Below are 15,574 nucleotides of genomic sequence, written 5' to 3'. Positions count from 1 at the left end.
GGCCAAACCTTCAGATTTTAAAAAAATATGGAGGCAAAAAATGGGGAAATACAAACAATTAGCACAAGACATAATAAAAAATGTTGGTGGAAAAGAAAATATTAATGGATTAACACATTGTATTACAAGATTACGTTTTAAGTTAAAAGATGAAAGCATTGCAAATGATGATGTACTTAAAAATATGGAAGGTATTGTTACTGTAATGAAGAGTGGAGGACAATATCAAGTAGTTATAGGAAATAATGTTGAAGCTGTTTATAAAGATGTAGTCGAAATAATCGATCTAGACAATTTAAATACATCTTCAGAAACTAAAAAATCAGGAAATATACTAGATAAAGGTATAGATATAATATCAGGAATTTTCCAACCAGTACTAGGCATAATGGCAGCCTGTGGTATGTTAAAAGGATTCAATGCTTTATTTGTAGCAATGGGATTATATAGTGCTACATCTGGTGGATATATGGCAATAAATGCAGCAGGAGATGCACTATTTACATTCCTTCCTTTATTTTTAGGATATACTTCAGCTAAGAAATTTGGGCTAAAGCCGATGCTTGGATTAGCACTAGGAGCAGCCATGTGTTACCCTGCAATACAAGGAAGTAGTATATCAGCAGGTACAGATGCAATGTATACTTTATTTAAAGGAACAATGTTTGCATCACCAGTATATATTGATTTCTTTGGATTACCAATAATATCAATTGATTATACTGGGACAGTTGTACCTATTATATTTGTAGTGTATTTTGCATCTAAGTGTGAGAAATTATTTAACAAGTTTGTTCCGGACTTAGTTAAATTCTTCTTTGTACCAATGCTTACATTATTAGTAACATTACCTGTTGCACTTATAGTTATAGGTCCTATAGCAACATTTGGATCTACATTTATTTCAGAGGTTGTAATTTCAATAAGAGATTTTAGTCCATTATTAGCAGGTGCTATAGTAGGATTCACTTGGCAAATTCTTGTTATTTTTGGTATGCACTGGGGGTTCATTCCTGTGTATATAAACAATGTTATGACTTTAGGATACGATAATGTTATGATGCCGTTCTTTGCTTGTACATTTGCAAGTTCAGCAGTTGTATTAGCGATATTCTTTAAGACTAAAGATAAGAAATTAAAAGAGATGGCAATACCAAACTTTATATCTGGTATATTTGGAGTTACGGAGCCAGCGATTTATGGAATATTATTACCTTTAAAGAAACCATTTATAATAAGTTGTATCGCTAGTGGTATTGGAGGAGCTTTCTATGGATTCTTTAATCTTAGAAAGTTTATAACTGGAGGAATGGGAATATTTGAACTTCCAGCAATGATTGAGCCTAATGGAGGAATGGGTAACTTAATAGTCGCTCTTTCGGGTATAGCTATATCAATGGCCATAGCTTTTGTATTAACTATGGTTTTATATAAAGATAATGAAATAGAAGAAACTAAAGATGATAATGAAACTAAAAAAGATAAAGAAGTGCAAGAGAATATAAAAGAAGAAACAAAAGAAGTTAAGTCTACTAAATTAGAAAAAGAAATAGTAGTAAGTCCTATAAAAGGTGAAGTATTAAATTTAGGTGATATAGAAGATGCAGCATTTGCATCTGGTGTATTAGGTCAAGGTGTGGCGATAGTACCTAGTGATGGAAAAGTAGTTGCACCAGTAGATGGAGTGGTTACAACTTTATTCCCTAGTCTACATGCTATAGGAATTCTTTCAGATGACGGTGTTGAAGTCCTTATTCACATTGGATTAAATACTGTTCAGTTAGAAGGAAGAGGTTTTAAGGCTAGTGTAGCGCAAGGTGATAGAATTAAAAAAGGTCAAACAATATTAAACTTTGATATTGATGTAATAAAAGAGGCTGGGTATAGTGTTGTAACTCCAATTGTTATTACAAATTCATCACAATTTTTAGACGTAGTACAAACAGAAAGTAAAGATGTTGAATTAGAAGATAATTTGATTACTATTATATTTTAGTAAAAAGCCAAAGCATTAGCATGAGTTAATGCTTTGGTTATAATGTTAGGAGGCTTAATTATGAGTTTTAGAAAAGATTTTTTATGGGGAGGAGCTACTGCAGCTAATCAATGTGAAGGTGGATACAATGAGGATGGAAGAGGATTAGCTAATGTAGATGTATGCCCAACAGGAAAAGATAGAACAGCAGTTATTACAGGAAAATTAAAAATGTTTGATTTTGATGAAAAGCATTATTATCCAGCTCAAACTGGTATTGATATGTATCATAATTATAAAGAAGATATAAAGTTATTTGGTGAAATGGGATTTAAAGTATATAGAATGAGTATCGCATGGAGTAGAATATTCCCAAAAGGTGACGAAGAAACACCAAATGAAAAAGGCCTTCAATTTTATGAAAATATATTTAAAGAATGTAAAAAATATGGGATAGAGCCGCTAGTTACTATTACACATTTTGATTGTCCAATGCATTTAATTGAAAAGTATGGAGCATGGCGTAATCGTAAAATGATAGGTTTCTATGAGAAACTATGCAATGTTATCTTTAGAAGATACAAAGGATTAGTTAAATATTGGTTAACTTTTAATGAAATAAATATGATTTTACATGCTCCATTTATGGGTGCTGGTATTTGTTTTGAAGAAGGCGAAGATGTTGAAAAGATAAAATATCAGGCTGCTCATCATGAACTTGTAGCAAGTGCAATTGCAACTAAAATAGCACATGAAGTTGATCCAAATAACTTAGTTGGGTGTATGTTTGCAGCTGGAAGTGTATATCCTTATAGCTGCAATCCCAATGATGTATGGGAAGCTACAAAGTTAGATAGAGAAAATTATTTCTTTGTAGATATACAATCTAGAGGGAAATATCCTAACTATGCATTAAAGTATATGGAACAAAGAGGTATTACACCAGAAATGGAACCTGGCGATATTGAATTATTGAATAAATATACAGTAGATTTTATTTCATTCTCATATTACAACAGCCGTTGTGTTAGGACTGATGATAATGTAGATGATGTAGCTGAAGGTAACATATTTACATCTGCTAAAAATCCACACCTCTCATATAGCGAGTGGGGATGGCCAATTGATCCATTAGGTTTGAGAATTACATTAAATCATGTATATGATAGATATGAAAAGCCACTATTTATTGTAGAAAATGGATTAGGTGCTAAAGATATAGCTGATGAAAATGGTTATGTAGAAGATGATTACAGAATTGATTATTTAAGAGAACATATAAAAGCTATGCATGATGCAGTTTCTATAGATGGTGTAGATTTATTAGGTTATACTACATGGGGGCCTATTGATTTAGTAAGTGCTGGTACAGGTGAAATGGAAAAACGTTATGGATTTATATATGTAGATAGAGATAATAGTGGTAATGGAAGTTTAAGAAGAACGAAAAAGAAAAGCTTTGAATGGTATAAGAAAGTAATTGCTTCAAACGGTGAAGATTTATATTAAATAAGAATAATATAAAACTAATAGTGGGTATGATTCTTGCAAATCGTCTCCACCATTGAAATCAACGAAAAACATATTGATATAATAGTCAATATGTTTTTTATACTTCAAAAAAGTATTTATGATGAATTTAAAATACGTCAAATTCTTTATAAAAATTGATAAAATACTAAAATAGTTCAAAGATTAATGAGAGAGATTGGTTTAAAATCAGTTATTGTAAGTGAATTTAAGTATCAGACTAAAATAGTAGGTTATTCATTTTAGAAACCAATGACTACAGATTTAAGTATAAAAATTTTAGACAAGCCTGTCGGTACAATTGACAGGCGAGGTCTTGATATTTCAATTAGACCTAATTATGTATTTTAGTAAAGAGGCACTAATGTAAATTAAGATGGTTTACTAAGAGAATTTTATTATAAAAAAGTTAACTTTGCCATAATAACTCAATATGATATTGATGTAATTGTAAGTATAATAAATAATAGATATCGCAGTGTCTTGGATATAAAACCTTGCGAAGGTCTTTGATACAACATAAATATAAACTGTTGTACTTGTATTGAAAATTATAATTTAAAAGGTTATGATATTCTTTTAGTTTCAATTACATTATTATCTTTGTTCATTTTTACTATCGAACTAGTAGAATATAATAATCCTGCATAAGCTATTACAGCATAGATTATTGTAGATATCCATGCATTTGTAAAGCCAGACTTATCAACTATAAATCCAAATACTGTAGAACCTGAACCAAATCCAACCGCAAAGAATATTTGTACAATACCTAATATAGTACCAAATTCTTTGTTACCAAATAGAGCACTAGTCATATAAGATGGTCCTATTATATATGAAAACATAGATATGCCTAGACAAACTGCAAATACAAATCCAAGTGCATTTATCTTACCTATAAATATTAAAGATAAACCACAAATTATAACTAATAATTCCGCTAGTATAAGAGATTTTGTTATACCAAATTTATCAAACAGAACGCCACCACAAAGGTTTCCAAATATTGAAAACAGTCCAAATAGAGAGGCAACTAATGCTGATCCTAAAGTTAATACTTTAGCTTGTTCTAATATTTGTAGGTATGGTATAAATTGTAATGCCATTCCACCAACATATAATCCTACAAATACAAATGATATTGCGAAAATCCAGAAGTATTTTATTTTGCTAACTTCTGCAAAAGTATATCCCCAGTTAGAGCTTTGTGAAGAAGTTTTTTTAGATTTCTTTGATTTATTCATTTCTAATTCAGATTTTGACTTTGGTAATCTCATTACAAATAATGCTATTGGTAATGCTACTATTATAGCTAATAATCCGAATCTTAAATAAGCACCTTTATAGCCAATTGATGGATTAGATAGCCATTTACCTGCAAATTGTTGAAGAATCATATTACCAAGTCCTCCACCAGAGAATGCAAGACCCATTGCAATACCCTTATTTTCTGTAAACCAACTATTTATAAGTGTAGGAACTCCTATAGCTGATATTATAGCTGAACCTATTTGAACTAATATAGATAGCGCATAATAAGCGAATATATTTCCTTTAGCTAAAGACATAGATGCAAATCCAACACCTACTAAAATAATACCTATTACATATAGCAATTTTATATTTGCTTTAGGAGTGGAATATAATTTTCCGATGAAAGGAGAGCATAATGCAGATACGATAGTACCAATTGTGAATATTAGTGAAAATTGAGTATAAGTAAAGCCCTCTCCTGAAGTTACATAACTTGTAAATGCAGGTTGAATATTAGCTGCTAATGAGTATGGAACTGCTTGGATAAGCATACAACCTACAACTATTAACCAGCCATAAAAAAATGTGCTTTTTTGTTTCGTTTGTTCCATGATGAATACCTTCTTTACTTTTATATTTAGAAAAGTTTAATAAGCTTATTAAACTTTTTATCTAATCTGTTGTAATAGTTATTTAACTATAACAACAGGTTAGATTATACTTATAATAATATTCCAATCAAAGTTATTGCAGAGACAATTTGTAATAACCCTATAAATAATCCATACAGAGATACTGATTTTCCTTGCTTAATTAAATCTTTTACATTAACCCTTAATCCGATAGCAGCTAAAGCAATTATTTCAAATTTATTGCTTATTTCTTTGCAAAGAATTGAAACATCATTGCTTATTATATTTAAAGAGAATAAGGCACAAGTTATAAAGAAGCCTATTACATACCATGGAACTTTTATTTTTCCTTTTTCCATATCTTGTACTTCTTCTTCTATAATTTCTTTATTTGATTTATGTTTTAAATGACCTAATACGAAAACAACAACAACTAAAAATATTATACGTACAATTTTAAATATTGTAGATAAATCTTTTACATGTTCATTTACCATTGCCCCACTAGCGACAACTTGTCCTACAGATTGTAATATACCTCCGACCATGGCAGATGTTTGAGTAATCTCATTATTATATAAGAATTGAGATATTATAGGTAATAAGAACATAAGGACTATACCAGTTACGTTAACAATAGTTATTGATATTCCTTTTTCCTTATCATCAGCTCCAATTACAGGTGATGTTGCTGCTATTGCAGAAGATCCACATACAGCATTACCACTTGCCATCATATATCTGAAGTTGTCTGAAAAACCTAATTTTTTCCCAATATATAAAGCTCCTATTATTGTAATTGCCATTTGTAATACTATAAATATTACTCCAGAAAATCCAATTTCAGATATAGTAGATATACTTAATGTTGCACCTAATAACACTATTGAGTATGACAACAAATCAGTTTCTGAAAACTTATATCCCTTTTGAAATATATTCTGATTTAAAAATACATTACCTACAAACATACCTAAGAATATAGCAATAGATGCTGCTCCAAGCTTTGGAACAAATTTTGCAATAAGTATACTTAAATATGCTACTAATATAGAAACTATAAATCCAGGTAATATACCTTTTATATTTTTTATAAAATTATTATTTAATTTTTTCATTATAGTACTCCTTTTATTATGATATAAATTTAATTTTAAATTCATATTTACAATTTGTTAAATATGTTTTTTTTATAATAAATATAAGTATTTACCTATATATCGCATATAAGTATTTAGTTATATGTGATATAAAATTTACGTATTTAACAAATTAAATAAAAATATTTATAATAAAGTTATGAAATTTAGCAAAGAAAAGGAAAGTGAGAGTAATTATGAAAAACGAACAAAACAATAAGAGAAGATACTTAATAGTATTTATTTGTATGTTAATTCAAGCAATACCATATTGTATATCTCAAAATTTACAAAGTCAGATGCAAACACCAGTATCTCAATCAGGTGTAGTATCTGAGGTAGGATTTACATTACTATATTTATCAGGAACAATTCCGGCATTATTCAATCCAATAATAGCTAAAGTATATGATAAATTCAAAATTAAATATATATATGTAGCAGGTTTAATAATATCAGGTATAGCATTCGCATCATATGGAATGGCTCAAAATGCAATAATGTTTAACGGAAGTGCATTCTTTACACAAGTAGGAACAATATTATTTACAGGTTTATCATTACCAATAATGATGAGTCATTGGTTCCCAGGCGAAGGTAAAGGGACAGCATTAGGAATAGCATTAGCAGGTGGATCATTAGGTAATGTATTTTTACAACCAATAACTGTTAAGTTATTAGCTAACGTTGGATGGAGAGGAACATATATGGCATTAGGGGCAGCTATGATAATAATAGGTGTGCCACTAGCATTATTATTCATAAGATACCCAAGACAAGAAGAAGTCGTAATAGAAACATCATCTAATAAGTCAAATGCGAAACCAGCAAGAGCAAAATTTGATGGTTTATCAGACAAAGAAAATGATAAAAATCCAATATTCTGGACTTTCTGTGTAGGATGTGCATTAATATGTTTTGCAGTTGTTGCAGTATCGACACAAGCAATACCAGTATTAGGACGAAAAGGATTTGAAGCAGGTAAATTAGGAATCGCAGGATCAATATTTGGAGTATCATGTTTAATAGGTAACGTAGTAGGTGGTAAATTATTCGATAAACTAGGATCATTTATTCCGATGGTTTTATCAGGTATATCTACAGTAATAGCATTATTAATAATGGCATTTATGCCAGAGGGAAGTGCAATAGGATTTTTAGTACCTATATGTTCAGGATTAACTGTATATACAATAACATCAGCACCAGCATTTATGCCAGCAGATGTATTTGGACAAAAAGATGGAACAATGAAATTAGCAAAAGTAGGTATGTTCTATGCATTAGGTAGTTCAATATCAGCATTATTATTCACAACTATATCAAATAAGTTAGGATTAACTGGCTCATGTATGTTATTTATAGTTGTTGGTGTAGTAGGATTTGGATTAAATTTATTTGCTCAAATAAAATCAAAAAAAATGTTCGCACAAAACTAATGATTGATAAACCTATAAAATATAGATTATTAATAATTTAAAATTTTATAGATGGTCTAAAATAGCTTATTTGATTAATATTAATTGGGGGATATTTTGAATACTTAATGCAATAATAGCAATTGCTATATCAGCATTAAGTATTCAATATGCAACATATTTTACAGGAAGAGCTTGGAATGAGTTCAATATTAGTTGGGACATTAGGTTCAGTATTTACTCTATTTTGTTTAATAGGAAATGTAACTGGAGGAGCTTTATTTGATAAAATAGGTACATTAAAAACAATGTCTATATCATTAGTACTTCAATTGTAGCTATAATAGGATTAATGATATTTACTACTTACATCAATAAAAAAGTCAAAGATTAAAATAAAAATTAGCATAAAGTATATATTTACTTTAAGAAATAAATTAAATATGCATTAGGAGTGAATAAAATGAGAAAAATATACTTCAATGGAGACATTATAACAGTTAATGATAAAAAGCCTATAGTAGATGCTGTTTTAGTTGAAAATGGGAAAATAATAAAAACAGGATCAAAAGAAGAAATACTAAAATTAAAAAATGAAGATACAGAACTAGTAGATTTAGATGGTAAAACCATGTTACCAGGTTTCATAGATTCTCATAGTCATATTATTGCAGTAGCTCAGACTTTAATGATAGTAAATTTAAGTGATGCAAATTCTAAAGAAGAATTTATAGCAATATTAAAAGATTATGTTAAAAATAATCCACCTAAAAATGGAGAGTGGATAATAGGATTTGGTTATGATAACACAAGATATGAAAATGAAGAACATCCAACTAAATTTGATTTAGATTTGGTAAGTAAAGAGATACCAATATTTATAAGTCATGCGTCAGGTCATATTGCAACTACAAACTCAAAGGCGCTAGAAGCTTTTGGGTATGTAGGAACAAACTATGAAGTACCAGAAGGTGGAGTTGTTAGAACTGTAGGAGAATCAAATGAGCCAAATGGAATATTAGAAGAAAATGCTTGTTTATCTCCTGAAAAGAGAAAGGTAATTCCTACACCATCTGTAGATACACTTTTAAGCTGTATAAAGAAAGCGCAACAAATATATTCATCTTATGGATTAACAACAGCTCAGGATGCAAGTATAGATGAAAATTTAAATCAACTTTTAAATTTAGCAGCTCAAAAAAATGAATTAATAATTGATATTGTTGGTCAAGCTGTTCAACATACAACATTAAAATTATTAAAGAATGAAGGAACACCAAAGAGAAAATACTATAATCATTATAAGTTACTAGGTGGAAAAACTTGGCTTGATGGCTCACCACAAGGAAAAACAGCTTGGTTAACTAAGCCATATTATGAAGTTCCAGAAGGGGAACCTAAAGATTACTGTGGATATGCAACTCAAGAAGATAAAGACGTAATAGAATATTTTAAATCTTTAATTGAGAATAATATACAGGTAAATGTTCATTGTAATGGTGATGCGGCATCAGATCAATTTATAAGATGTTATAAAAAAGCTTTAGAGATGACAGATAATAAAACTGATTTAAGACCAGTAATGGTACATGCTCAAACAGTTAGAGAAGATCAATTAGATGATATGAAGGAACTTGGTATAATACCTACATTCTTTTTAGATCATATATGGTTCTGGGGAGATTATCATTATGAATCAGTATTTGGACCAGAAAGAGCTAATAGACTTAGTCCAGCAAAATCTGCATTAAGAAGAAATATAAACTTTACATTACATCAAGATTCGCCAGTAAAGATGCCAAATCAAATACTAGCAATGCATAATGCGGTTAATAGACAAACTCAAAGCGGTAGGATATTAGGAGCTGATCAAAGATTATCTACTATGGAAGCAATAAAAGCTTTAACAATAAATGCAGCATATCAGTATTTTGAAGAAGATGAAAAAGGATCTATAGAAGAAGGTAAAGTTGCAGATTTTGTAATACTTGATAGAAATCCTTTAGATGTAAATTCATCTGAGATTAAAGAAATAAAAGTATTAGAGACAATAAAAGAAGGTAATACAATATATAAAAAATAGTAAAATTAAGAAAGAGGTGAAACTTTATTTTCACCTCTTTTTGCTAGATATAGTAATATAGATATGAGGAGGATATACTTATGAATATTAGAAAATTAGAGATTTTTTATAAAACAGCTAAGTGTTTAAATATGAGTCAAGTAGCAAAGGATATGTATATTAGTCAACCATCAATAAGTCAATGTATATCTGAAATTGAGTCAGAAATTGATACAAAATTGTTTGATAGAATAGGTAAAAAACTGTACTTGACACATGAAGGTAAAATTTTTTATGAATATACAAGGAGAATATTAAATATTTATGAAGAGGGGATAAATGTAGTACGTTCATCTAAATCTAATAAAGGAAAATTAGTTATTGGTGCAAGTACAACTATAGGTACATATATAATGCCCTATATAATACATAAATTTAATAAAAAAGAAAAAGATATTGAAATATCTATGATTATAGATAATAAGCATAATATAGAAGAACTTATATTGAATAATAAAGTAGACATTGCATTTATAGAAGGCACAGTAAATTCAAAAGAGATAATATTAAAAGATATATGGACAGATGAGCTTGTATTTATAAGTTCAATAAATCATGAATGGAATGGAAAAAAATACTTAGACATAGAGGATTTAAAAAATAATAAATTTATTATAAGGGAAGATGGCAGTGGAACAAGAGAACGATTTGAAGGTTTTTTAGAAAATAATGATATTAAATTTAATTCATATATAGAATTAAGTAATTTAGAGGCTATTTTAAATTATGTTAAATTAAATATAGGAGTAAGTTGTGTACCTTATATGTCTGTTTTATCTGAAGAAAATTCAAAATCAATAAATGTATATAGGATAAAAGATCATAAGATTAATAGATCTTTATATAGTGCTATACACAAAGATAAGTATATTTCTAAACCTATAGAATGTTTTATGAAATTTTGTGAAAAAACAGATATTTTAAATAATAAATAATCATATATGAAAAACTATAATTGACATATTAATTATTTTACTACAATTTATTACATAATAATCATGGGTATTATTCTTGTGATTCGTTTCCACCATTTAAATCCACGAAAACCATATTGATAAAATAGTCAATATGGTTTTTAATTTTATGCTAATATAAATTAAGAAAGGAAGTGTTCAAATGTTTAATAAATCAAAAATGATTATAGAATTAGGCTCCAAGTAAAGACTGTAAAACATTATAGCAAAGTGTTGTTTGGAGCCTTAATCAAATATAGGGCTTATATGTTTTGTGCAGTCATTGCAACAACTATTTATAGAATTGAAAAATAGTATAGGAGCGAAGATGATGAAATATAAAAAAGCACAAGATATATTACCTAAGCATATAATTGAACTACTTCAAGAATATGTAGATGGAGAATATTTATATATTCCAACTAAGAGTGATAATAAAAAGTCTTGGGGAGAAAAAAGTGGATTAAAAAAAGAGCTAACTGAAAGGAATAAAGAAATTTTTAATAAATATCAAAAAGGAATAGAGATTAAAGAATTAATAAATCAATACTACTTAACTGAAAATAGTATAAGAAGAATAATAAGACAACAAAAAATTAAAGAATAAGTATTTTATTTATAATCAAGAATAATACAGAGTAGTTTATGAACATATTACTTTAAATATTTAGTGATATAATTATGATCTATAGAGAAAAGATTATTAATTATGGAAGGAGTAAGATGAATAAATTAAATGTATTAGAAGTTAGTTTTGAATTTAATGGAATGATAGATACAATATATCCAGTTATATTAAGTGATGATAAAGAAATGATTTTAATTGATTGTGGATATCCTAATTTTTTAACATTAATAGAAGAATGTGCAACTAAAAATAATATAGATTTAAGTAATTTGACAAAGTTAATCATAACTCATCATGATTTTGATCATATGGGATCAGTAGCTGATTTAAAATCAAAGTATCAAAATATCCAGGTATTAGCTTCATTAAAAGATGAAAAATATATTAGTGGAAAAGAAAAGTCTTTAAGACTTCAACAAGCAGAGTCAATATATGATAATTTGCCAGAAGAGCGAAAAGAGGAAGCACTTAATTTTCATAAATTATTAGAATCAATAGATAATGTTGATATAGATATAACCTTAAATGATGGTGATACATTTGAATGGTGTGGTGGTATAGAGATAATTGAAACGCCAGGTCATATGCCAGGGCACATATCAATTTATATAAAGGAAAGTATAACATTGATAGCCGGAGATGCTTTAGTAATAGAGGATGAAAAACTAGCCATTGCAAATCTGCAGTATACATTAGATATGAGAGAGGCTAAAAAATCTATAAATAAATTACTAAATTATGATATTGATAAAGTCATATGTTATCATGGAGGAATATATCAATCGGAGATAAATAATTCACTTGAGAAAATTTAGTTATTAGTGATAAAGAACTAATAAAATTAGTTTAAATAAATATAAAATTAGTTATAAGAATATTATTAAAAAGAAATTAAAAATAGACTACAATCTATTTAACCGTAGAGTATAGTCTATTTGAGATTATAACATAATGTATAATATAAATTCACAGTTAAGTTGAAAATATATGAAAATAAATAATCGTGGATATGATTTTTGAGAATTGTCTCCACCATTGAAATCCACAAAAGCACATCAACAATTTTGTTGATGTGTTTTTTATTTAACTACAATTGTATAGCTTACAAAAGGTAGTATAAATCTTAATAAAATCTTAATAAATCATTGACTTAATCTTAAAAAATAGTTCTTATACTATTATCTATAAACACAATAAAATTATTACTAAAAGTATAAACATGGTAAAATGAAAAGCGAGGTGAGGATAATGATAAAGGGGAATATATTATTAGTTGATGATGATAAAGACATAGTTGAGTCTATGGAAATACATTTAAAAAATGAAGGGTTAAAAGTATACAAGGCTTATGATGGAATAGAAGCATTAGAAATATTAGTTGAAAAAGAAATCCACCTAATTCTAATGGATATTATGATGCCAAAAATGGATGGATTAAGTGCAACATTAAAAATTAGAGAACAAAAAAACATACCAATTATATTAGTATCGGCAAAAACTCAAGATACAGATAAAATAATAGGGCTTAACATGGGAGCAGATGATTATATAACAAAACCATTCAATCCATTAGAATTAGTAGCGAGGGTAAAGTCTAACTTGAGACGTTACATTACACTAGGAAACTTTAAACAAGAAAATTTAGAAGAATTAAAAAATGGAGCATTAGTTCTTGATAATGCTAGTAAAGAAGTTACAGTAGATGGGGAAATAGTAAAGTTGACTCCAATAGAATATAAAATATTAGAAATGCTACTAAAAAATCAAGGAAGAGTATTTTCATCTAGGCAATTATATGAAAGTATATGGAAAGAACCAGGATACAACTGTGATAGAACAGTAGCGGTACATATAAGAAGGATAAGAGAAAAAATAGAGATAAATCCTAAAGATCCAAAATATATAAAGGTGGTGTGGGGTGTTGGATATAAAATTGATAAGGAGTAAAAACTTAGTAGCTTTAGTTATATGTTTTTGTATAAGTATAATTAGCTTTAATATTCAAAATATATATTTTCATATAGATTACTTAAATAAAGACTTTTATAATAGTCATGAATTAGAATCTGCTTTATATGAAATAGCAACAAACTCTGTATATACAGTAGTTGGAGATAGTGCAAGTGAAAAAATGCTTGATTATAGAAATGAAAGTCGAAAAATTATTTCTAATCATACTTGTACTCAGATATTTGTTATAAATAATAATAGTAAGGAAATATATTCAAATAATATTTTTGAATTTGATAAATATATGAAAGCTGTAGAAGACTATGCAGAGATATATGAGATTAACTTTAAACAAAATATTATGTATAAGCTATCAAATGAGGGAAAAGTTAGAGTATCGACAAATGAATTTGGTAATTTAGCACAAACAAGGAAAGAAGATGTTACCACATATATAGCTATACCTCCTACTTATGATATATCGGCATATAAAAATACTAATGATAGTGAACCTTTATATGTGAGGTATATACAATTTACTAGAAATGTTAGAGATGCAAATATTTTTATAGGTTCTAAAATAATAGCAGCAATAATAGTAGTAGCATATTTAGTTTTATATATATTAAAGAATAAAGAACAAAGCAAAAAAATTATGTTTAACAATATACTAAAAACTATATTATTAATTGTATTAGCTTTAATATTGTCAATATTACAATCTAAAGTATATGGATGGAGTATTTTATACCCTATTATTAATACAGCCTTGCTTTATATTGTATATTATTCAAGTAAAATATTACTAGGAGATAAAGGTGAAAAAGAAGTCTTTTCTGATACATTAATAAGTAAAAAATTGTATGAACTAAAAAGAAGAAATACTACAATTTATACTATAGCAAAGTATATATGGATATTTATAGCGTTATTAATAATGCAAATTGTTGCAACTTTTACATATGACATTAATTATATTGCATATGAATTTATGATTTATATTATTCCGCCTTTATGTATAGCTTTATGTATAGTGTCAATTTTAATTATAATAGATAAAGTAAAAAAGATTGAAAAGATAAGAACTGGAATTTCAGAAATAAAAAATGGAAATATAGAATACAAAATAGAAATAAAGAAAGATTCATTATTTAATGATATAGTATGCGATATAAATGAGATGGGTGAAACTATAAATATAGCGGTAGAAGAAAGATTAAAAAGTGAGAGAATGAAAAATGAGCTTATTACAAATGTATCTCACGATTTAAAAACGCCTCTTACAGCTATGATTAACTACATAAGTTTAATGAAGAAGGAAGATATTCAGCCAGAACACATAAAAGATTATGTACAAGTATTAGATAAAAGATCCCAAAGATTAAAAGTTTTAATTGAGGACTTATTCGAAGCATCTAAGATTGGAAGTAACAATATAGAATTAGACATAGAAGAAACAGATATAAATCAGTTGCTTACACAAACGCTAGTAGAAATGGAAGAATATATAGATGAATCTAAACTAGACTTTATAGTGAATATACCTGAGCATGAAGTATACATATTAGCTGATGGTAAAAAGACTTTTAGAGTATTTGAAAATATAATTTCTAACATAATAAAATATTCTTTAGAGGGAACTAGAGTATATATTGATTTAGAAGAAAAAAATGATAAGGTATACATAAGTTTTAAGAATATATCTAAGTATCAGCTTAACTTTAATCCTGATGAAATAACTGAAAGGTTTACAAGAGGAGATTTATCAAGAAATACAGAAGGTTCTGGACTTGGACTTGCGATAGCTAAAGGATTTGTAGAAGCTCAAGGTGGAAACTTAAAAGTAGATATTATAGGTGATTTATTTATTGTTAATATAGAGCTTAATTTATCTTAAATAAAATCTTAAAGTATGTTAATTAATATAGAATCAAAGTAATTTAAAAATTTATATACTTTTACTTAATTAT

The 15,574-nt window shown here is 27.7% G+C and carries 12 protein-coding genes; 10 read left to right on the top strand and 2 right to left on the bottom strand.

The genetic code is table 11. From position 1 onward, the window contains the following. The first annotated feature begins 40 nt into the window (after positions 1–40). Both I4U89_RS09535 and I4U89_RS09530 read left to right on the top strand, forming a co-directional pair. Positions 41–1,996: a beta-glucoside-specific PTS transporter subunit IIABC gene (locus I4U89_RS09535; RefSeq protein WP_195940148.1), complete on the top strand. Its 1,956-nt coding sequence runs from the start codon at positions 41–43 to the stop codon at positions 1,994–1,996. Between the two features lie 60 nt (positions 1,997–2,056). After that, positions 2,057–3,484 (top strand): 6-phospho-beta-glucosidase, encoded by a 1,428-nt coding sequence (locus tag I4U89_RS09530; RefSeq protein ID WP_195940147.1) that lies wholly within the window; start codon positions 2,057–2,059, stop codon positions 3,482–3,484. A gap of 587 nt (positions 3,485–4,071) precedes the next feature. Here the strand turns inward: I4U89_RS09530 and I4U89_RS09525 are convergent. After that, the gene (locus I4U89_RS09525; protein ID WP_195940146.1) at positions 4,072–5,373 is read right to left on the bottom strand and encodes a conjugated bile salt MFS transporter; all 1,302 of its coding nucleotides are present in this window, start codon (positions 5,371–5,373) and stop codon (positions 4,072–4,074) included. 110 nt (positions 5,374–5,483) lie between these two features. After that, positions 5,484–6,512, bottom strand: coding sequence for a YeiH family protein (locus I4U89_RS09520; RefSeq protein ID WP_195940145.1), 1,029 nt, complete (start codon positions 6,510–6,512; stop codon positions 5,484–5,486). Between the two features lie 218 nt (positions 6,513–6,730). Here I4U89_RS09520 and I4U89_RS09515 point away from each other — a divergent pair, with 218 nt between their 5' ends. The 8 genes from I4U89_RS09515 to I4U89_RS09480 all read left to right on the top strand — a co-directional run bounded on the left by I4U89_RS09515 (position 6,731) and on the right by I4U89_RS09480 (position 15,501). Then, a complete protein-coding gene (locus tag I4U89_RS09515; RefSeq protein ID WP_195940144.1) occupies positions 6,731–7,972 on the top strand; it encodes an MFS transporter in 1,242 nt (413 codons plus the stop codon). Between the two features lie 179 nt (positions 7,973–8,151). After that, positions 8,152–8,289 carry a hypothetical protein gene (locus I4U89_RS09510; protein ID WP_195940143.1) on the top strand — a complete coding sequence of 46 codons (138 nt, stop codon included), beginning with the start codon at positions 8,152–8,154 and terminating at the stop codon, positions 8,287–8,289. A gap of 125 nt (positions 8,290–8,414) precedes the next feature. After that, the gene (locus I4U89_RS09505) at positions 8,415–10,034 is read left to right on the top strand and encodes an amidohydrolase (RefSeq protein ID WP_195940142.1); all 1,620 of its coding nucleotides are present in this window, start codon (positions 8,415–8,417) and stop codon (positions 10,032–10,034) included. 80 nt (positions 10,035–10,114) lie between these two features. Continuing rightward, positions 10,115–11,008 (top strand): LysR family transcriptional regulator, encoded by an 894-nt coding sequence (locus I4U89_RS09500; RefSeq protein ID WP_195581484.1) that lies wholly within the window; start codon positions 10,115–10,117, stop codon positions 11,006–11,008. A gap of 292 nt (positions 11,009–11,300) precedes the next feature. Beyond that, complete coding sequence (locus I4U89_RS09495; protein ID WP_330615552.1) at positions 11,301–11,633, top strand: CD3324 family protein; 333 nt, start codon at positions 11,301–11,303, stop codon at positions 11,631–11,633. 116 nt (positions 11,634–11,749) lie between these two features. Beyond that, entirely contained in the window at positions 11,750–12,469 is a 720-nt protein-coding gene (locus tag I4U89_RS09490) for an MBL fold metallo-hydrolase (protein WP_195940141.1), read from the top strand. Between the two features lie 433 nt (positions 12,470–12,902). Continuing rightward, positions 12,903–13,601 (top strand): response regulator transcription factor, encoded by a 699-nt coding sequence (locus tag I4U89_RS09485; protein WP_147546718.1) that lies wholly within the window; start codon positions 12,903–12,905, stop codon positions 13,599–13,601. Continuing rightward, positions 13,576–15,501 (top strand): sensor histidine kinase, encoded by a 1,926-nt coding sequence (locus I4U89_RS09480; RefSeq protein ID WP_207744163.1) that lies wholly within the window; start codon positions 13,576–13,578, stop codon positions 15,499–15,501. The genes I4U89_RS09485 and I4U89_RS09480 overlap by 26 nt, the downstream gene beginning before the upstream one ends. The last annotated feature ends 73 nt before the right edge of the window (positions 15,502–15,574 follow it).

The organism is Romboutsia sp. 1001713B170131_170501_G6, from assembly GCF_015668195.1.
Taxonomy (GTDB): domain Bacteria; phylum Bacillota; class Clostridia; order Peptostreptococcales; family Peptostreptococcaceae; genus Romboutsia_C.
The sequence above is the reverse complement of the archived record's forward strand: the minus strand, read 5'-3'. Positions and strand labels throughout refer to the sequence as shown.